Source organism: Psychrobacillus sp. FSL K6-2836 (genome assembly GCF_038003085.1).
Taxonomy (GTDB): Bacteria; Bacillota; Bacilli; order Bacillales_A; family Planococcaceae; genus Psychrobacillus.
Map to the genome: position 1 here is coordinate 816,366 of NZ_JBBOOM010000001.1, position 19,581 is coordinate 835,946.

The 19,581-nt window shown below is 36.6% G+C and carries 17 protein-coding genes; 9 read left to right on the forward strand and 8 right to left on the reverse strand.

All coding sequences use genetic code 11. The annotated features are described in order from the left end of the window. Positions 1 to 103: 103 nt before the first annotated feature. Positions 104 to 730: a LysE family transporter gene (locus tag MKY37_RS04040; RefSeq protein WP_340779839.1), complete on the forward strand. Its 627-nt coding sequence runs from the start codon at positions 104 to 106 to the stop codon at positions 728 to 730. On the opposite strand, the gene MKY37_RS04045 is transcribed toward MKY37_RS04040, so the two are convergent. The 3 genes from MKY37_RS04045 to MKY37_RS04055 all read right to left on the reverse strand — a co-directional run bounded on the left by MKY37_RS04045 (position 727) and on the right by MKY37_RS04055 (position 3,602). Beyond that, positions 727 to 2,064 (reverse strand): amino acid permease, encoded by a 1,338-nt coding sequence (locus tag MKY37_RS04045; protein ID WP_340774037.1) that lies wholly within the window; start codon positions 2,062 to 2,064, stop codon positions 727 to 729. The two genes, MKY37_RS04040 and MKY37_RS04045, sit on opposite strands and share 4 nt — an antisense overlap. Before the next feature lie 355 nt (positions 2,065 to 2,419). Continuing rightward, positions 2,420 to 3,079, reverse strand: coding sequence for a potassium channel family protein (locus tag MKY37_RS04050; protein WP_211893479.1), 660 nt, complete (start codon positions 3,077 to 3,079; stop codon positions 2,420 to 2,422). A gap of 76 nt (positions 3,080 to 3,155) precedes the next feature. Next, positions 3,156 to 3,602 (reverse strand): TlpA family protein disulfide reductase, encoded by a 447-nt coding sequence (locus MKY37_RS04055; RefSeq protein WP_340774041.1) that lies wholly within the window; start codon positions 3,600 to 3,602, stop codon positions 3,156 to 3,158. A 287-nt stretch (positions 3,603 to 3,889) separates the two neighbouring features. Between MKY37_RS04055 and MKY37_RS04060 the strand changes: the two genes are divergently transcribed. The 8 genes from MKY37_RS04060 to MKY37_RS04095 all read left to right on the forward strand — a co-directional run bounded on the left by MKY37_RS04060 (position 3,890) and on the right by MKY37_RS04095 (position 11,123). Continuing rightward, a complete protein-coding gene (locus MKY37_RS04060; protein WP_340774043.1) occupies positions 3,890 to 4,432 on the forward strand; it encodes a helix-turn-helix domain-containing protein in 543 nt (180 codons plus the stop codon). 28 nt (positions 4,433 to 4,460) lie between these two features. Next, the gene (locus tag MKY37_RS04065; RefSeq protein ID WP_340774045.1) at positions 4,461 to 5,567 is read left to right on the forward strand and encodes an ABC transporter ATP-binding protein; all 1,107 of its coding nucleotides are present in this window, start codon (positions 4,461 to 4,463) and stop codon (positions 5,565 to 5,567) included. Continuing rightward, positions 5,557 to 6,381 carry an ABC transporter permease gene (locus MKY37_RS04070; RefSeq protein WP_340774047.1) on the forward strand — a complete coding sequence of 275 codons (825 nt, stop codon included), beginning with the start codon at positions 5,557 to 5,559 and terminating at the stop codon, positions 6,379 to 6,381. The genes MKY37_RS04065 and MKY37_RS04070 overlap by 11 nt, the downstream gene beginning before the upstream one ends. Next, positions 6,365 to 7,168 (forward strand): ABC transporter permease, encoded by an 804-nt coding sequence (locus MKY37_RS04075; RefSeq protein ID WP_340774049.1) that lies wholly within the window; start codon positions 6,365 to 6,367, stop codon positions 7,166 to 7,168. Before MKY37_RS04070 ends, MKY37_RS04075 begins: the two co-directional genes overlap by 17 nt. Next, positions 7,165 to 8,238, forward strand: a complete 1,074-nt coding sequence (locus MKY37_RS04080; protein WP_340774050.1) for an ABC transporter substrate-binding protein — start codon at positions 7,165 to 7,167, stop codon at positions 8,236 to 8,238. Before MKY37_RS04075 ends, MKY37_RS04080 begins: the two co-directional genes overlap by 4 nt. A 139-nt stretch (positions 8,239 to 8,377) precedes the next feature. Further along, the gene (locus tag MKY37_RS04085; protein WP_340774052.1) at positions 8,378 to 9,562 is read left to right on the forward strand and encodes an MFS transporter; all 1,185 of its coding nucleotides are present in this window, start codon (positions 8,378 to 8,380) and stop codon (positions 9,560 to 9,562) included. A 309-nt stretch (positions 9,563 to 9,871) separates the two neighbouring features. Then, positions 9,872 to 10,420 (forward strand): hypothetical protein, encoded by a 549-nt coding sequence (locus tag MKY37_RS04090; protein WP_340774053.1) that lies wholly within the window; start codon positions 9,872 to 9,874, stop codon positions 10,418 to 10,420. Positions 10,421 to 10,469: 49 nt separating this feature from the next. Next, complete coding sequence (locus tag MKY37_RS04095) at positions 10,470 to 11,123, forward strand: isochorismatase family cysteine hydrolase (protein ID WP_340774054.1); 654 nt, start codon at positions 10,470 to 10,472, stop codon at positions 11,121 to 11,123. A gap of 739 nt (positions 11,124 to 11,862) precedes the next feature. Here the strand turns inward: MKY37_RS04095 and MKY37_RS04100 are convergent. The 5 genes from MKY37_RS04100 to MKY37_RS04120 are packed head-to-tail and all read right to left on the reverse strand — an operon-like array spanning position 11,863 to position 19,573. Then, positions 11,863 to 14,460 (reverse strand): VWA domain-containing protein, encoded by a 2,598-nt coding sequence (locus MKY37_RS04100; protein WP_340774055.1) that lies wholly within the window; start codon positions 14,458 to 14,460, stop codon positions 11,863 to 11,865. Further along, positions 14,444 to 16,201, reverse strand: a complete 1,758-nt coding sequence (locus MKY37_RS04105; RefSeq protein ID WP_340774057.1) for a vWA domain-containing protein — start codon at positions 16,199 to 16,201, stop codon at positions 14,444 to 14,446. Before MKY37_RS04105 ends, MKY37_RS04100 begins: the two co-directional genes overlap by 17 nt. A gap of 11 nt (positions 16,202 to 16,212) precedes the next feature. Continuing rightward, positions 16,213 to 17,088, reverse strand: coding sequence for a DUF58 domain-containing protein (locus MKY37_RS04110; protein WP_340774059.1), 876 nt, complete (start codon positions 17,086 to 17,088; stop codon positions 16,213 to 16,215). After that, positions 17,085 to 18,077 carry an AAA family ATPase gene (locus tag MKY37_RS04115; RefSeq protein ID WP_340774061.1) on the reverse strand — a complete coding sequence of 331 codons (993 nt, stop codon included), beginning with the start codon at positions 18,075 to 18,077 and terminating at the stop codon, positions 17,085 to 17,087. The genes MKY37_RS04110 and MKY37_RS04115 overlap by 4 nt, the downstream gene beginning before the upstream one ends. Positions 18,078 to 18,088: 11 nt before the next feature. After that, positions 18,089 to 19,573, reverse strand: coding sequence for a hypothetical protein (locus tag MKY37_RS04120; RefSeq protein ID WP_340774063.1), 1,485 nt, complete (start codon positions 19,571 to 19,573; stop codon positions 18,089 to 18,091). Between the last annotated feature and the right edge of the window lie 8 nt (positions 19,574 to 19,581).

Here is a 19,581-nt window from a genome sequence, read left to right on the forward strand (position 1 = left end):
ATCCTTGGATTCTGAGGTTATTTTATTTATCCCAACTTTAGTTGTACGAGTACTTTCTTATGAATATCATACAAAAGATATGATTTTATTGGAGGACTCTATAATGAATTCAATATTTACTTATGTTTTTTTAGGTATATCTTTGGCAGCCCCAGTTGGACCTGTCAATGCAGCACAATTAAATACTGGTATTAAAAATGGATTCTTCCATGCATGGATTTTTGGATTTGGTGCTTTACTAGCTGATATTTTATATATGGTGTTGGTGTATTTCGGTGTTGGTCAGTTTATTGATTCCCCGTATACCAAAGTATTTTTATGGTCATTTGGCTGTTTTGTACTGACTTATACTGGGATAGAAAGTATATTCACACTCCATAAAATTAAGCTAAGTCGACATAAAGAGAACAGAACAAAACTGAGACAATCATTATCGTCAGGGTTCCTTCTGTCTCTATTAAATCCATTAACAATCCTTTTTTGGTTAGGTATATTTGGCTCAGTTCTAGCAGAAGCCTCTCAAAAACTTACGGATAGTCAACTATGGTTGTACAGCTTCGCAATTATTGCAGGTATTATTTTATGGGATACTATTATGGCATTCCTATCAAGCGGGGCACGTAAATTTCTATCCAATAAATTTTTAGTCATAATCTCCATCATCTCATCTTTTTCAATGCTAGCTTTTGGGATTTATTTTGGAATTCAAGCTTATCAATTACTTTTTTAAGCCTCTTCTTTTTTCCATCTTTTACGCAAAAATAACACTATAGTAGCGATAACTAAAAGGAAACCAAGACTGATAAAGAAGCCAGGCCGACTAGTTGTATGAAAAAGTGCACCACTAACAGCTGCTGATACAAGAATAATGCCGATTACTCTTTTTATCTTATCTGCTTTTGTTGCTTCCACTAGCCTTTGATACATAGATAAGATAAACAGCCAATTATAAAGTAACATCAATGCGGCTGCAGTAGTTATATACTGATAGACTTTATCCGGTAATAATAAAGAAGTAACTATCGAAAGAATAAGACCTACTGAAGTTAGAGCTATTGCTGGTAAGGGCATCTTAAATTTCTTTTTTGTTTGCTTGCTGAATATGGCAGGTGCATCCCCCTCCTCAGATAGGGTTGTAAGGATTGTCGTTACTGAAAATAGGGATGCAGACATGGTTGAAAAACCTGCAATGATTATTGCGGCTGTAAACACGTGAGGGAAAAAGTCCAGGTTAAAACCAGATAAAGCTGTAACAAACGGGCTCTTGTCATCTTTAAACTTAGTATAAGACATTAGTAATAAAGCCAAAGTAAGAGAGGTAGCATAAATTAAACCAAGCAATCCCAGCATGACTTTTCCCGATTTTGGCGCATCCTCTTTCTTTTTAAGATGAATAGCCATAACTCCCATTACTTCAATTCCACCATGGGCATAAAAAGCAAATAACAGAGCACTCCAAAAACCTAAAATTCCTTTAGGAAAAAAACCTTCTAAAGTACTTGGGACATTTTCATTTGGTTTGCCGTCCAGTACCCCAGTTAATGCCAAAACCGCAATCACGATAAACATAAAAATAGCAGCAATCTTCATTACTGCGAATACACTTTCTAATTTCCCAAACGCTTTTGCTCCAATAAATAGAACAAGTAATCCACAAACTGCGTATATTAATGCAAAAATCCATAAAGCTACTTTTGGAAACCAAAGCTTAGTTAAAAGAGAAATGGCCGTCAATTGACTACCAATGATTAAAATTTCAGAACACCAGTAAACCCACCCACTACTAAAGCCTGCCCATCGCCCATAAGCTTTTTTAGCATATGTTCGAAATGACCCCTTTTGTGGATCATTTGCTGACATTTTAGCAAGTGCTTCGAACACGATATAGGTAGCACAAGCAGCCAGGATGAAAGCCAATATAACCGATGTACCAGTCATCTGGATCGCTATGCTAGATGCTAAGAAAAAACCTGTACCTATTATGCAGCCTACACCGATAAGAGATAGTTGCCACCAAGATAGATTGGCATCTTCTTTATTGTCACCGGCTTGTTTATTTGGCATATTGCACCTCCTCGTAAACTTAGTCTTTCACGAGAAATTATAATTATGTGTTTTTAGATGATTGTAAAAGAATGGTTACTTTTATTTATATCTTGCTTTCAGTATAGATTTACCTACGCACAAAATCTGTTCACTTGAATAACGATAATTCCTTCATTATCATTTTAAAAATAGAAGCAACACATTAAGAAAAACCGGGCAAAAAATGCCCGGTTCCCTACGTTCAAAACCTGTTTCTATCTTTTTTGAAGGACTTTGGACAGACAGGTCGCTACATTATCACCAAGTGAATTTTTAAAAAGGCTGTTCGTGACATTGGCCACGAACAACCTCTTTAAGAACACCTGTAATTTTCTTAAGATAAAACTTTCTTTTCAAAACGGTTGATATCCACATCTGCTCCAATAATGATTAGCACATCATTTAGTATTAGTTTTTCATCCGCTTGTGGAGAAACAATGATATTATTCCCACGTTTGACTGCTACAATATTAATGCCATATCGTGCTCGGATATCTAAATCTATAAGCGATTTACTCGCAATTTTCTCATTCACTCTTATTTCCATAATAGAATGTTCATCCGAAAGCTCAAGGTAGTCTAATACGTTATTGGACAAGATATTGTTGGCGATTCGAATACCCATATCTCTTTCAGGATGCACTACCTGGTCTGCCCCGATCTTTCGAAGTACTTTTTCGTGGTAGTCATTTTGTGCTTTCACTGTGATTTTCTTAACGCCTATTTCTTTTAGCATTAAGGTTGTTAAAATACTAGATTGAATATCGTCACCAATAGCAACAATAACATGTTCGAAATTACGAATACCTAGTGATTTCAGCACAGCTTCGTCTGTTGTATCAGCTACTACTGCTTGAGTTGCGATAGTCGCATACTCATCCACTCGCTCTGATGCTATATCTATTGCCATAACATCCGCTCCTTGATCAATAAGCTCTCTTACAATACTACCGCCGAACCTTCCTAAACCGACTACAACAAATTCTTTGTGCATTTTAATGCCTCCTACATATCTAGTGCATTAAGTTTACCACATCCATTCCGTTTTTTGATACGAAATCAGTATGATATTATTTGTTCTCTTTCATCAGTAAAAGTAGTCTTTTTTCTAGCATCATCATTCCTGTCTCCCCTGATTGTATATGACGTAATAATCCCTTTTTATCAAACAAATAAAAAGAAGGAACTATTCGATTTTGAAATTGTTTAGTCACAATCAATTCGTGGTCTAAATAAATGGAATCTTCCATCCTCCCCTTTTGAATTGCCTCATGAATACGTTTCTCCTGTAAATCCTCTTTAGATCTTGGCATATGAATACCGACGAGGTGAAAAGTTTCCCCGTACTTGGCCTTCCACTGCCTAATGTAATTGTAAGCTCCTCCACATAATGAACAGCTTACTGACCAAAAGTAAACGAGAACAGGCTTTTCCCCTATTAACTTTTCATTGTTTATATGTCCATTTATCCATTTCGCATCGGTTGGAAATGATGGTATTTTGGTACGTAACTTCACTACCTATATCCCTTCTTTCTTTAAGCATTCATTAGTATATGCGTTCGCTAAAAATAGCGTTTATCCTTGTTTAACAGGCTGTAATACCGCCAGCTCAATTTTTGGGGGAAAATCGAGAAAAATAGATGTGGATAAAGAAAATCCCCACTGTTGAAAGTTTTACTTTATTCCACTACTTAAAAAAATTTTGAAATTCATCAAATAAATTGTTAAAGTAAACTTTAAGTTGTGTTAAAATAAACTTTGCTTGAAAATATGTTATTTTATTTCCGAAGGAGCCTAAAAATATGCAAATTGGGAAAAAAATAAAAAGGTTACGATTAGAGAAAGGCCTTACACAAGAAGAATTAGGCGAAAGAACAGACTTAAGCAAGGGATTTATCTCTCAATTAGAAAGAGATATTAACTCTCCTTCTATAGAAACACTATTTTCGATTCTGAATGTTCTTGGCTCCAAGCCGAAAGACTTTTTTGATGATGAGCAATTTCGCACGAAAGTGGTTTACCCAATAGAAGAACAGACCATTTATTTGGATGAAGAAAAAAAGTACAAGCTTAACTGGCTGATTTCAGAATCCAATGAAAATGAAATGGAACCAGTGTTAGTTTCACTAGATATAGGGGGACAATTTAAACAATTTGAGCCTTCTCTTTCACAAACTTTCATCTACGTGCTACAAGGAAAAGTGACTCTAACACTAGGTAAGCAAAAATATATTGCAACGGCTGGTGAATCCCTTTATTTTGAAGCATCTGACAATCATCTTCTTCAAAATGCAGCAGAAGAAATCGCTAAGGTAATCTACGTCGTTACTAATTCTTATTTGTAAGTTACATATATAACATTGGAGGTATATTATGTCTGAAAACACTATTATTCGGTTTGAAAATGTTACAAAATCATATGACGCAGAAACGACCGTATTAAATAACATCAACTTGGAACTAGAGCGTGGAAAATTTTACACATTGCTTGGGCCATCGGGTTGTGGAAAAACAACTATTTTACGTTTAATTGCCGGATTTATGCAGCCTACAAGTGGGAGCATTTACTTTAATGGTAAACTTATAAACAATGTCCCTGCCAACGAACGACAAGTAAATACAGTGTTTCAAGACTATGCTTTGTTTCCGCATTTAAATGTATTTGAAAATGTAGCATTCGGTCTTCGAATAAAAAAACTTGGCAAAAAAGAAATCGAACAAAAAGTTATAGAAGCATTGAAATTCGTTAACTTAGTAGGTTACGAAAAAAGAGAGATTGCTGAAATGTCAGGTGGACAAAGACAACGTGTAGCAATCGCACGTGCAATTGTAAATGACCCTGAAATCATTCTATTGGATGAGCCTCTTTCTGCATTAGACTTAAAATTACGCTCTGAGATGCAATATGAGCTTCGTGAGCTTCAGCAAAGACTTGGCAAAACATTTATCTTTGTAACACATGACCAAGAAGAAGCATTGGCAATGTCTGATGAAATCTTCGTATTAAATGAAGGCGAGATTGAGCAAAGTGGTACCCCAATGGATATTTACGATGAGCCGATTAATCGCTATGTAGCTGACTTTATCGGGGAGTCTAATATTGTTTCTGGCACAATGGTCGCAGATTTCCGAGTAAAAATTGGTGGAAAAGAGTTTGAATGTGTGGACCAAGGACTTAATCAAAATGAAAAAGTAGATATCGTCATTCGTCCTGAGGATTTAGAAATAACAGCTGTCGAAAAAGGGAAAATGAAGGTAAAAGTAGATACTCAATTATTCAGAGGCGTTCACTATGAACTTTCTACTTATGATGACGAAGGAAATGAGTGGCTAGTACACTCAACGAAAAAGGCAGACGTAGGAGAGTTTATTGGCTTAGATTTCGATCCGGAGGCTATTCACGTTATGCGTTTAAATGAAACAGAAGAAGAATTTGATAAACGTCTCGAGTCTTATGGAGAAGACGCATATGCAAAATAAAACTACAAAAACGTTTTACTTAATACCATATTATGTATGGATCGTATTATTTGTTGTTGCTCCAATTGCGTTAATTGGGTATTATTCCTTCTTCGATTTAAGTGGAAATTTCACTCTAGAGAATTACTTAAACTTCTTTACGTCTGTTTACTTAAAGCTAACACTTAGTTCCTTTTGGTATGCTTTTCTAATAACATTTTTCACTTTACTTATTGCATATCCGACTGCATATTTACTTACAAAAACGAGACATAAGCAATTATGGTTGTTATTGATCATCATTCCCTCTTGGATCAATTTGTTATTAAAGACTTACGCTTTTATCGGCATTTTCGGATTGTATGGTCCAGTGAATGCATTTTTAAATATATTTGGGTTTGGGGAAACACAAATTTTATTCACAGATTTTAGTTTCGTCTTTGTAGCGGTCTATATATTTATACCATTTATGATTTTACCTATTTTTAACTCTTTGGATAAATTAAATCCATCCTTAATAGATGCTAGTCGAGATTTAGGTGCATCAAGTTGGACTACTTTTTCAAAGGTTATTTTACCTTTAACAATCAATGGTGTTAAAGCCGGGATTCAAGCTGTATTTATCCCTTCCCTATCATTGTTCATGATTACTCGCTTAATCGCGGGGAATAAAGTAATTACTTTAGGTACAGCTATTGAACAGCAATTCTTAGTTACGCAAAACTGGGGAATGGGATCCACTATCGCAGTTTTCTTAATCATATTTATGGTAATTATTATGATCATTACTGGTCAACGTGATAAGGGGGCTACTGCAAATGGAAAAAACAAGTAAATCAGCGAAGTTTTACTTAGCCCTTGTGTTTATCGTATTATATACGCCAATTCTATACTTGATTTTTTATTCTTTTAATAGTGGTGGCAGCATGAATAGCTTTGAATCATTCACTTGGGAACATTACGCTGCTGTATTTTCAGACACCCGCCTAATTATGATTCTTCTAAATACAGTAATTGTAGCCCTACTTTCAGCGTTAATTGCAACAATTATTGGTGTTTTCGGTTCGGTCGGTATTGTATTTATGCGAAATAAATCACTACGTAGATCTATTCTTTCTTTAAATAACGTTTTAATCGTAAGTCCAGACGTTGTCATTGGTGCATCTTTCTTAATCCTGTTTACTGCCATAGGTGTAAAACTTGGATTTGCATCCGTCCTAATATCACATATTGCATTTAGTATTCCGATTGTCGTATTGATGGTATTACCAAAGCTACAAGAGATGAATAGCACGCTAATAGATGCAGCAGCAGATCTTGGAGCAACAAGACGTGATATTCTGACAAGAGTTATTATTCCTTTTATTAAGCCAGGTATTTTCGCAGGATTTTTTATGGCTTTAACATATTCTTTAGACGATTTTGCAGTAACATTCTTTGTAACTGGAAATGGTTTTAGCACACTTTCTGTCGAAATTTATTCGATGGCAAGAACCGGTATTACGTTAACTATTAATGCATTATCTGGAATTGTCTTTATCGTGACACTTCTCCTCGTTGTTGGTTATTATTTTGTCAGCCAGCGTGGCAAAAACCCTGTCGGAATGGGGGTTCGAAAATGAAAGAAATAACAAGAGCAGCTTTAGCAATCGTTATAGTTTGTATTATTTTGTTTGGTGTTAACAAATATTTAAATCAAAGCTCTGGTAATGCAAGTAGTGATACATTGACTATCTTTAACTGGGGAGAATATATTGATCCAGAGTTAATCACTCAATTTGAGGAAGAATCGGGCTACCGAGTCGTATATGAAACGTTTGACTCCAATGAAGCAATGATGACGAAAATTGAACAGGGTGGCACATCTTATGATATTGCAGTACCTTCAGAGTATGCGATTGAAAAGATGAAAGAAAATGATTTATTGTTAGAAATTGATCATTCGAAGATTCCGAACTTGAGCAATATAGATCCATACTTTTTAGATTTAGCATTCGATCCAAAAAATAAATACTCTATTCCTTATTTCTGGGGTACAGTTGGTATTGTGTTCAATCCTTCCCTACTAGACGGGCAAACTTTTGAAAGCTGGGAAACACTTTGGGATCCTTCTTTAAAAGGTAAAGTGCTACTAGTAGATGGAGCCCGCGAAATCATCGGAATGGGATTAAACAGCCTAGGCTATTCCCTTAACTCTACAGATGAAAAAGAATTAGAGGAAGCTACTGCAAAACTGAAAGAATTAACCCCAAATGTAAAAGCAATTATTGGGGATGAAGTAACGCCATTAATGATTAATGAAGAGGCTTCTGTAGCTATAACCTTCTCTGGGCAAGCAGCCGATATGATGTGGGAAAACGAAGATTTAGATTATGCAGTTCCTCAAGAAGGATCTAATTTATGGTTTGATAATATGGTTATTCCTAAAACAGCTGCGAATGTAGACGGAGCTCATGCGTTTATCAACTTTATGTTAGATGCGGAAGTTGCTGCACAAAATGCAGATTATGTTGGATATTCGATACCAAACGCTGCAGCAGTTGAATTGATGGATGAAGAAGTTACCTCTGATGAACGATTTTATCCTCCTGAAGAGGCTAGAGAAAATCTAGAGGTGTACAAAAATTTAGGTCTGGAAATGCTCGGTAAATATAACGAGCTGTTTTTAGAGTTTAAAATGAGTGCCAACTAAACTGAGAGTCGTCGCTACGACGACTCTTTTTTTCGTTTTTCAAAAATCATATAATTCGTTACACGAAAGTTTTTATTCTTTGAAGAATATGGTAGAATCGATAGACGTGTAATAAGTATTTATAGAAAGCAGGAATTTTATGGCGAAGAAAACAAACAACTCTGCATTATATATTTTAATGTTTAATATGTTTATTGCAATGTCTGGTATAGGATTAGTAATCCCAGTTATGCCTCAATATTTAGAAACATTTGGAGTAGCAGGTCAGGCACTCGGTTTTATCGTTGCTTCCTTTGCATTTGGACAATTTTTATTTTCTCCATTAGCTGGTGATCTATCTGATACATTAGGACGAAAGAAACTAATCATTGTAGGACTAATCATCTTCTCAGCCTCTCAATTATGGTTTGGTCTAGCTACTCATGAATGGATGCTGTACGCCGCACGATTTATTAGTGGTATAGGAGGGGCTTTTCTAATTCCAGCGACTATGGCATTTGTTGCGGATATAACCACACTAGAAGAACGTGGAAAAGGAATGGGCTTCTTAGGGGCATCCATGTCTTTAGGATTTATGATTGGACCAGCAATAGGAGGATTCTTGGCAAAAGTAAGTTTAACATTCCCGTTTTATATGGCTTCTGTAGCAGCAGTAATTGCAGCTATAATTTCAATCATTATCCTACCTGATATTAAAAATGCTGTTTCGGAAATTCCGCCAGAACCTAAAAAACGTGAGAATATATTAACACAAATGAAAAATTCAGTGAAGACACCTTACTTTATGATGTTAATTATTATATTTGTTTTCACTTTTGGTATTGCAAATTTCCAAACGACATTTTCATTGTATGTAGATCATAAGTATAATTACACTCCGCAAGATATAGCCGTTGTATTAACCGTTGGAGGATTTATCGGTGTCATCGTGCAAACGTTAGTAGTTGAGAAACTATTTAAACGTTTTGGTGAATTAAATGTTATCCTAGTTAATCTAGTTGTCGCTGCTTTAGCTTTTCTACTATTCTTCATCGTAGACGGTTTCGCACTAGTATTACTTGTTGCATCGATATTTTCTACTGCTACTACGCTCATTCGTCCAGCAGTTAATACAGTTATATCTAAATTGGCAGGAAATGAGCAAGGTTTTGCTGCCGGTATGAATAATGCCTACATGAGTTTAGGAAGTATGATTGGACCAGCACTTGCAGGAATGTTTTTTGATATTAATATTAATTATCCATTCATCGTGGGATCAATCATTTTATTAGGTTCTTGGGCAATCACACTTGTTTGGATAAAAAGAAAAAAACCAGTTGTTTAAACCTCGGCCATGAAATAATTACTATATCTATCTATTAACGAGTATTTGAACGAAAAATCGTTCAAGTACTCGTTTTTTCTTTGATACTGTTTACTTCCCCGAAAGCATTCCAAAAGGTGAGTGACAAGCCCTCACCACAGCTCACGCATTCTTATCGTGTGAGCAAAAAAACAATTATTAAAATAATTAACCAAAGTACAATACCAGTCACTCTACAGGGAAAGTTAAGTCTAAGAAGAATACTATTGACTTTATATTATCAACTTGATAATGTAATCATATCGATAACATTAGGAGGTGATTATCCAAGTGGATATTAGCATTAAGGAAATAATGGACTGTATGGTCAACCCGGTTAAAAGTCAAATCATTTTTTCTATTCAAGAAAAAGGAGAGTGTACAGCAAAAGATTTATTATCATCACAATACGATATCCCACAAGCCACGCTCTATCGCACATTAAATCGTTTGGTAGATAGTGGGATTTTAAAGATTGTTGCAGAAAATAAAGTCCGAGCCGTAACGGAGAAAGTTTACGCATTGAATGAGAGTTTTTTGAATGTCAATCAATCTATCGTTGAGCAGAATGATGGTGAAGCATACTTTAAATTGTTTATGAACTTTATCATTGAATTGATGAAAAATTTTCAAAGTTACGCTGAAAAACCCTCTATAAATATAGTTGAGGATGGGTCAGGTTTCAGCGCAGTACCTATCTATGCAACTGTTGAAGAACTGTTAGATATCGGAAAGAATTTTAAAGAAATAATTGCTCCTTATCAAACAAGAAACACATCGGTCGAGGAACAAAGAATGCGTATTCTCGCAACTATTATTACCCCACCAAACGATAAATAAATATGAGGTGACTATTATAAAAACAAAGAATAAAAGGAGAAATCTTCGTATGATACTCATTAGTATTATTGGAATATTGATACTTTGTATAGGAATTATAGCCCTACGATTGGTATATTTGTCGAGTGCCACAAACGGGGATGCAATAGCAAAATATGATAGCTCCAAAAGCGCACTTCTGGTATTAGATATCCAAAATGACACCTTGGGTATATCCGAATACGGCAACACGGAACCGTTAATGGATAACATCAATACAGCTATCGAATACGCCAATGACTCTAATATGGAGATTATTTACACCAAGCAAGAGTTTACGGGAAACCCTTTGGATACAATGCTTTCTAGTGGTATGTATCAGGCCGATAGTGATGGAGCGGACTTATATAATGAATTATCCATTCAATCAGATAACATTTTTAGCAAGCTCCGCACTGATGCTTTTTCTGTAGACCATTTTGAAAATTACCTCATAGAAAATGAAATTGATACCCTTTATATTGTTGGCGCAGATGCCAGTAGCTGTGTTTACAAGACGGCTTTGGGCGGTAAAAACAGAGGTTATCGAGTTATTGTTTTGGAAGATTCTTTATTTTCTGTGAAAAAAGATATGCTGAATACAATACTTGAGAAATATCAGAAAAAAGGTATTGAGGTAACTAATACGAAGGATTTTATCCAAACCCAAGCAATAGATCTGTGATAGTGCTAGGAAAAGGAGATACTAAAAACTATAGTCTAATACCCTAAAAGTAAAAATGATGATCCTTCCATTTTTGTTAGACGAGTGCCCCCTTATAAAATGAGTACCATAAATGAAATACATCATTAAAAGATTTCAAGTTGTGAAAGATAAATAAAGAGATTAAACAACATAGACACAACTATGCAGCTCATTTATTGAATAATGGAGCTTCTATTGAAGCATACAAAGTCTTATTGGACATGAGAAAAGTGAAACTAAACTCATTTAAGTAGAAGGTTGAGAAAAGAGTATTATCTTAAGTGCTTTTAAATGTAGGAGGAGCAACCTCTTAGAAGAAGTTGCTCTATTTGCCAAATTATCTGCTAGTTGAAGTGGGGTCTCTTATGGTCTTTAATGTTCATTAAATTTCTCTACAAAATTATTTTTTTACAGTATAAAATTTTCCTCCTAACTTTTTTTAATGTACCTTTCCTGCACCGTTAACTTATTTCGATAAAACCTCGACATATTTCTCTTATTGAACTAAACGAACCGTTAGTTTAAGTGAACACTAATACAAATATTAGTTTTAATATAAATTTCCAGTTATTAATATACAGGGAAAACCACTCTCCATATTAATTAACGATTAATCACCTTTTTTCTTTAACAAAGCATTCTATAAAAACGATGTGTAAATTCAGACAAAAAAATAACCGTTAGGAGCAAATACTCTCTAACGGTTATTTTATACTACCTATCTTTTTTTCTTTTCTCTAACTAATTTCCCTACATTAGTAGTGGTAGTTGAATTTACTGGCTCCACTTTTTTTCCTGCTCCTTTGAACGGAGCAAGTAATAGATTGAAACCGAATCTTCTTATTGTTATATCGATGAAAAACAAAAAGATAGCAACTATTAGTAGAAATTGTTGGATAGATTGTTTCTCCGAGCTAGAGAGCTCCATTTCACGGAAAGCTTCAGAAGCTTCCGTTAGTAGCTTTCCATTTGTTCTACTAGTAATCATATCTAAAATTGCGCTATTAGGCTTTTGTATTTTGTATTCCTCGCTATAAGGAATTGAAATACCTGCTTGATATACAGCATCCTGTTCATTGGAAATACGGAAGAACACAAGTCCCGGTTCACTGTCTACTGTCACTCTTGCTTTACCTGGTGCAAGTGCTTCAGATGTAACCGAAAGCTCCTCCCCTTTTTCGTTGACAGCAGCTATTTCTAAAAATGACGACTTGCCAGTTGGATCTGTAACGGTAAATGATTCATCCGATGACTTTTGGATAGAAAAAGGTACCTCACTATAGGCTGGTAGTAACCTTGAAACTGCCGTATTCCAAAAGTCTCCCCAATTACTCCATCTTGCAAAGTCTCCGCTCCATTCACCGGTAGAATCCGATGTAAATGCAATTGTGCGACCGAGTCCATACATCCATTCAGCTAATACGGGGTCTTCTTTTTCACTTTCTGCAATAACGGATGCAGTTTGTTTCGAAGTTGTAGCGATATAAGCATTCATTTGCGGAATTCCTTCTGCAAATAAGCTCGTCCATGCTGCGTCCCCATAAATAGTTGGATAAAATGGATTGTCCTCAATATAAGTTCTGGAAATCATTGCTGTCTCGGTAGACATTATCGCAGGAATGGTGGATTCATCTTGGACATCGTAAAACGTGCCCCCTCCCATTTCTGCTAAACTTTCTAATAATGCTCTATCTGCATCTTGACCAACAGCAACAGTGGAAACGGTTATCAAATTATTCTTCCCGTCCTCTAACAGCGTTTGATAGTCATTGCTTGTACCTGACTGACCATCCGTCAATAATATAATATGCTTTCGCTGTAATTTTAGAGGAGATAATTTTTCATATGCTAAAGCTAAACTCGTATATATTTCTGTTCCACCGCCTGCTCCTACTGAAAGTATACTTTCGACAGCGGGTTCTTTATCGTTTAATGGAGTGGCTTCAATAATTTCCCATGGTCGATCATCAAATGCGATAAACCCGAGTGTGTCTCCTTCTCGAAGCATTTCCACAGAACGTGCCGCTGCTTCCTTCGCATATTCTAATTTAGTTCCACTCATACTACCCGACCGGTCCATTACGATGATTAACCCTAGTGAAGGTAGTTGCTGTTTTCCTTTTATCTCCATCTCAACTGGTAACAATCGCTCGATTGGACTCTTAAAATATCCTCCTAAACCGAAACTATTATTCCCACCAACCATCATAAAGCCGACACCAAAGTTTTTCACCGCCTGTTCAATAACCGTCATCTTTTGTTCACCGACGACGTGACCTGGTACATTATCAAATATAATCGCATCGTATGCTAAGTAATTCGATAAATCGAAAGGCAGTACACTTGCATCAATAACGTCCGTTGCAATGGCCTGCTGATCAATCACAGTCGCAATATTAGAAGAATTACCATCATGAGTGACTACTAATAGCTGAGGTGAGCTCTCCACATTTGTGACACTTGTCAGCTTGTTATTCTCAATTAGTCCATCCTCTGCTAGAACTACTTGAGCTTCATATTTAAGTAATCCTTCCCCCTTGGAAGCATTTCGAAATGTATACGTATTAGTGCCAGGTTCTACATTAATTTGTTCTCGTGTGATTAGCTGATCATTTTGATAAAGAAGTAACTCTGCCGCTGCATTACTCGTTGCCTCTAATGTGACGTTCAATTGTTGCTGCTCCCCTTCAAAAGCTACAGGTGGCGTCTCAAAGGAAGTGATTGCGACATCCTCTGACGATAGTCTTGCCATTTGAACCACATCTATTGTGACATTCCCACCAGCAATTTTCACTATTTCATCACTAACAGATCCAGTCGTTTCAAGTCCGTCCGTAAAGAGAACAATTCTTGTTGCTTTATTAGGCTCTACAACGCCTGTAGAAAGCTGTAAAGCCTTTGCTAAATCAGTATTTCCGGCTTCTAACATTGGGGTGAAAACAGGTAAATTTACCTCTCCATCTGTCATTGCAATTTCCGTTTGAAAATCCTCTGCAAACGTATAAACTCCTACTAGATGGGAAGCTTTTTTAGATTTTAAACTTTCGTCTATCCACTCTGTTATTTGCTGATCAGTCCCTTGTAGGGAAGCAGAGCGATCTACTAAAAATAAAACCTGTTCTTCTTTAATAGGTAACAATAAATATGGATTAGTAACACCTAATATCAAACACAGAATAGTTATAATTCGTATACAAAATACGATTTTCCCCTCTCTGTTTAAGTTTTTCTTATCTTTTCTCCAAGCCCAAACAAAATAAATACTAATAGGAATTAATAACAATAACCATAGCGGTTGGTCAACTCGTAAATCCACGTCGTCTTTGCACCTCCCACTCTATAACAAATAGCAATACTAATAAGATTAATATATAAGGAACAAAGGAATGTGCTTGATGGTCATCAGCAGCATTTACCTGTTGTCCAGTTACTTTATATGAAGTCCCTTTATCAATCACTTTTTCCTCTTGTGGCAATATAACAGAAAGATTCTGCACGATATCGTTCGAACGCAGAACATATAAGCCTGGTTCACTTGGTGCAACGAATTTCCCACCATTTTCAATGGCATATTCATACTCATCATCCATCGTATAAATTTCCCACTCCTCCGTAGCTCCAAGGGATAGGGGCTTTCGCTCATTTGGAGTGAATGTTCCTAAATAATCACTTCCTGCTGAAAGATGCTCCTTCACACTCCACATGAAAAGTGGAAACGTTGGACTCAAAGGCCAATCCGTCATTTGAATATCTGCAAGAATAATTATATTTCCGGTTGGTGAGGTTTGGATGAAAGGATCCTCTCCAACAGTAGCAATAGTAGTATAGCCGTCTATAGGAGGATATACTGAGCTCACATATATATCCGATAAATCAGCAAAAGCGAATAACGGAGATTCAGTAGTCTGTACTATTCCATTAACTTCTTTAGGAGATGCATCATTCCTCCCTATATATAAGGTTGGTTTCTGATTTTCAACTTCAATTCCAAATTGATTGGTGACAATTATACCCTCTTCCTTTAACAAACCTATTTGTTCTGGAGGTACACTGCTCACATTAATATCTAATGACTGAAAGGCAGTTCGAACTAGCGAATGAATGGAGCTATCTATGAAAACATTAGACAATTGATCCTGCATGAAAACAATATTCTCGTTATCTAAAAGGTAAGAATCTCGGGTATCTATATTTGCTTTCAAATAGCTTGAAGTCACTAGTTCTTCAAAAGATAATGTAATCGTTTCTTTTGGTGGCAATTTAACTACTTCAGAAATTAATTTCTTCTCTTCATTGGAAATCGTCAGCTCTGTTACAAACTCTTTATCTGACTGATTTTCCAGTTGAACTAGCGTGGAGATTCCATTTGCAGTTTTTGTTGCACCAAAACGTTTAATAGATGCATTTGTAATATCTGTAGTTAAAGCCTCTACATTCCAGCTTACTTTTTCATGTTGTAAAGGAAGAGATTGTCTTTCTAATTCATCAGTAAAAATATAAACAGAGGTCGCTTTGTTTTGAAAAAAGGATTGAGCAAAATCCAATGATTTTGACATATTTTCGGCTTCATAGCTTATTTCTAGTTTATTAATCTCTTTTATCATTTGTTCTGTATTCATTTCTTGCCTTAATAGGACTGTAGGTTCGTTTCCAGTTGTGATTAAAGTAAGTGGTTTGCCTGATAATTGCTCGACTAGCTCCAGCATTTTTTCCCTATGCTGTTCAAAAAGAGAGGTCGAATTATTTGAACTTACATTCATCGTTGCAGAAGTATCTACGATAAATACAATCTGTTCCCCAGCAATGGCTTTCGTTTTCCAATATGGTTGGAGTAATGCTAGAACAAGCAAAAGCATGGCAAGCATTTGTAGATAAAACAAAGCATTTCTTTGCAAATGCTGCAAATACGGAGAGGCTTTCGTTTCCTTCATCGCCTCTTGCCAAAATAGTGTAGAGGAGACAGACTTTTTGACATATTTTTTTCGAAAAAAATAATACAGTAGCACAGCGATTGGGAAAATGGCTGTCCAAGCATATATTAACTGATTAATCCCCAAACCTTTTCACCTCATTGCACCCAATTTGCTCGTAGTAATTGATGAAACATCGTATGTGAAATACCTTCTTCCACATTTACTTGGAGTATTTTTATACCAAATTTATGGCAAAGTAATTCTATTCGTTGTTGATGCTCTTTTCTTTCCTGATGATAGGCTGCTAATACTCTAGAGGATACCGATACATTCACTTGTTCCGATGTTTCGATGTCCACCAATTGCATATCTCCTCCATATGGTGGATCTATCTCTTCACCGGTAACGACTTGTAAAATACGTATATCACCAGCGAATTTTGGTAGCTTCTGAAGGAGTCGCTCCCATGATTCGATACTTTCTAAGCAATCCGTTATGACAAATAAAACCGTACTATCTTTCGGCAGAAAAGAAAGTGCATTATCTGTAAAAGAAGAACTCATGGCTGGCTCTTCTATGTCAGAAATAGTTTGGATAAAGGCTTTTCGGTAAGTTGCTCCTTTTCTTCTAAATGGAGGCTTTTTCCCTTCACTAACTGCTGAAAAAGATAATCGATCATCTCTTTGTAATACGAGAATTCCCAAAGATACTGCCAATTGCTTAGCAAAGGTCCATTTAATCGGATCTCCCATTGACTTAGTCGTATCAAGTAAAATATGTACCCGCATTTCTTGTTCGTCTAGAAATCGTTTGATAAAATATTTATCTGTACGCGCATATACATTCCAATCTATTTGCCGCACATCGTCACCTGGCGAGTACTCCCGAAAGTCTGAAAAGTCTAAAGAGGCACCAAAACGTTGAGAGCGATGGGAACCTTTATGCTGACCTCTTAGTTTTGATTTGGTTGTTATGGATAATCTACTTAGCTTCCCTGCCCAATCCTTTGGAACTAATTGTTCGATACTCATACTGCTTGTCCTTGCTTAACTGCTTGGAGAATAAGGTCGATGAGTTCATCAGCCGTTTTACCTTCTGCTTCTCCTTCATAATTGAGTAATAAACGATGTCTCAATACAGGTTTAGCAACTGTTTTAATATCTGCAATCGATACATGGTAACGTCCCGCTACTAAAGCTCTTGCTTTGGCAAGCTTGATCAGACTCTGTAATCCGCGTGGACCACTTCCGTATTGAATATACTGAGCAATTTCAGGGATACTCGCTTCTTCAGGATGTGTAGCCGCAATTATATCCACTGCGTATTCCAGCATATCATCTGCTATAAGTACTTCCTTAACCATCTGCTGAGCATGCACTATTTCTTCGGCATTCATTATTTTATTCAATTGAATCGTTTGTCCACCAGTCGTACGTTTAGTTATTTCCATTAACTCGGCTTTGGAAGGATAGGAAACGAGTATCTTACATAAGAATCGGTCCATTTGAGCTTCTGGCAAAGGATAGGTACCTTCCATTTCAATTGGATTTTGCGTAGCAAGCACAAAGAATGGTCGATCCATTTGTTTAGTTTCGCCAAGAACGGTAACTGTTTTTTCACCCATAGCTTCTAGAAGCGCACTTTGTGTTTTCGGTGTTGCTCGATTTATCTCATCTGCTAACACCATTTGGCTAAAAATTGGTCCTTTTTGAAAAGTAAATTGTTGTTTTCCATTTTCTAATCGCTCTATCATACTCGTACCAGTGATATCTGAAGGCATTAAATCTGGGGTAAACTGAATACGTGAAAAGGATAAATCTAACACTTCCGAAACTGTTCGTATGAGCATGGTTTTACCTAATCCAGGTAATCCCTCTAAAAGGGCATGCCCATCCGCTAACACACAATAGATAGAAAACTCAACAGCCTCCTTTTGACCAACGATAAATTGACCTATCTCTGTTCTTACCTCATCTAAACGCTTACTCATATTCATGTAGTCCTCTGTTGTAAAAGTCATAGTTCCCTCCGTTATTCACTATTTTCAACTGACGAAAAGTAATCTTGGACAATTCTTTGTAAATCGGATGGTAACTGCATACGCTCGGAGCTTTTTATATAAGACTCCGAATATTCGTTGACCACTTCTTCATATGGTCTTGCGGATCCTCGAGTAATAGGTATATCTGCTGGTTCCTCACTAGCGGAATCTCCTTCTCCAAGTCCCCCTGAATCGACAGAAGTTTCTCCAAATCCTCCAATTCTTGAAGGAATCGAAAGTAAATCCCTACCTCCTGAACCTAAACCAGCACCAGATCCTGTTCCTTGCCCTTGTCCCTGCCCTTGTCCTTGTCCCTGCCCTTGTCCTTGTCCTTGCCCTTGACCTTGACCTTGACCTTGACCTTGACCTTGTCCTTGCCCTTGCCCTTGACCTTGACCTTGACCCTGACCTTGCCCTTGACCTTGACCCTGACCTTGTCCTTGACCCTGACCTTGTCCTTGTCCTTGTCCTTGTCCTTGTCCTTGTCCTTGTCCTTGTCCTTGTCCTTGTCCTTGTCCCTGCCCTTGTCCTTGACTCGATTGGTTTTGTCCCTGTTGACCTTTGGAACTACTTGAAGTTTGTGCATTGTTGTTTCCTTGGGCTATCCCGCTGGAACTGAACGGTAATGATTTACCCATCTTACTTAAAGTAGTTTGAGAATTAGATGCACTTTTTGCTAGTGAATTACTAATATCCTCTAAAGAAGCTAGCTCTTTTTGCTCCTCGGCGGTTAAAGAAGATTCAGTTGCACCTAGCCCCTCAGCCACCTCTTTTTTTTGTTCTAGCTTCTGTTCTTTAAGTGCTAGTTCCTTTTGCTTTTTCACTACTTCTCGTAAAGCTTTTTCTGCTGTATCTGCTTCTTTTAATTTTTCTTTTAGATCATTTAATTCTTTTTTGACTGGCTTTGATAACTCTTTTTTCTCGAGCTTACTTACTTCTTTCTTTAGTTCCTTTACAATTTCCTTCTCTTTTTCCAAATCCTTAGCCTCTAATTGCGTAGCAGCCGGGAATGCATACAAAAAAAGTACTACTGCAAGTGCTAAAACAAATCCTGTAATCCACTTAGGCTGAAAGTACTTTTTATCACGTTTCTTGAACAGCTGGAATGCATTTTCACTGTTTTTTTCTGCTTTATCTATTAAGCCTTTAGCGAGTATAGATTTTTCCTGAAGGAAAGCTAAAGCACTTACCAATAAATTATCCAAATAGAAGGAATCCAACTTCTGTACTGCTTCGTTTTTTGTAGGTCTTTTCCAAAAAGCATACAAAAACGTGCCTATAAAAACAGAACTTCCAACAAGAATGGAAGTTCTTAAAAAATATGGAAATACAAACAAACGAGATACTAAAAGAATGATCGCAGTAGCACTAAAACCATAAAATAAGGCTGCTTGGAGCATTCTAATATAATGCTCCACCGCCAGACTGTTTTTAGCTCTAGTAACGTACCGGATTAACTTTTTTGGACTATTCATCTATTGTC